This window comes from Haloarcula amylovorans (assembly GCF_004681185.1).
In the GTDB taxonomy this organism is placed as follows: Archaea; Halobacteriota; Halobacteria; order Halobacteriales; family Haloarculaceae; genus Haloarcula; species Haloarcula amylovorans.
In genome coordinates, this window is sequence record NZ_SRIF01000033.1 from 1 (window position 1) to 1009 (window position 1009).

Here is a 1009-nt window from a genome sequence, read left to right on the forward strand (position 1 = left end):
ACCCAGTTCCAGGGCTTCCGCAAAGTCGTCCTGCCGGCGGCCAAACCCGGCATCTTCTCAGTGGCCATCATCAGCTTCATCTTCGCGTGGATCGAGTTGCTGTTCGGGCTCGTGTTGACGAGCTTCGAGGCGGTGCCAGTGACGTTGTTCGTCTACTCGTTCATCGGCTCCCGGTCCATCGAATGGTCGATGCTCGCTGCGGCCTCGACGGCGATGATCGTTCCCGTCGTCATCTTCCTCATCGCGGTCAACAAGTACCTCGCAGCCGGACTCAGCTTCGGCGTGGTGATCAAAGAATGAGACTGAACACGACGACACACGGATACTATGCATCGCTCGCGAACCACTCCCTCGCAGCGGGGGTACATTCAGGTAGCTGCACGATAGAGATACGATAATGGCTCGAATCACGATCGACGACGTTACGAAGCGGTTCGGCGACGACGAGAATTCGGTCGTCGCGGTCGACGACGTCTCGCTGGACATCGACGACGGCGAGTTCGTCGTCTTCGTCGGGCCGTCTGGCAGCGGGAAATCGACGCTCATGCGCATCGTCGCGGGGCTGGAGACCCAGACTGAGGGCGACATCGAGATTGGCGACGCCATCGTCAACCAACTCGGCCCGCGCGCTCGGGACATCGCGATGGTGTTCCAGAACTACGCGCTGTACCCGAACATGACCGTCGAAGAGAACATGTCTTTCGGACTGAAGATGTCGACGGACATGTCCGACGACGCCATCGAAGAGAGCGTCACGTCCACCGCCCAGATGATGGACATCGGGGAACTGCTGGACAACAAACCCGGCGAACTCTCCGGCGGGCAACAACAGCGTGTCGCACTCGGTCGGGCCATCGTCCGAGATCCGAACGTCTTCCTGATGGACGAGCCGCTGTCGAACCTCGACGCGAAGCTCCGGGCGGAGATGCGCACCGAGATAAATCGCTTACAGAACGACCTCGGGGTGACGACGCTGTACGTTACCCACGACCAGACCGAAGCGATGACG

General features: G+C 60.3%; 2 protein-coding genes. Both read left to right on the forward strand.

What is annotated here, in order from left to right:
• Positions 1–300, forward strand: a 300-nt coding sequence (locus E4S61_RS25095) for an ABC transporter permease subunit (protein ID WP_135306507.1), incomplete at its 5' end; no start/stop codon positions are given.
• A gap of 97 nt (positions 301–397) precedes the next feature.
• On the forward strand, positions 398–1009 hold a 612-nt coding region (locus tag E4S61_RS25100; RefSeq protein ID WP_135306508.1), incomplete at its 3' end, for an ABC transporter ATP-binding protein.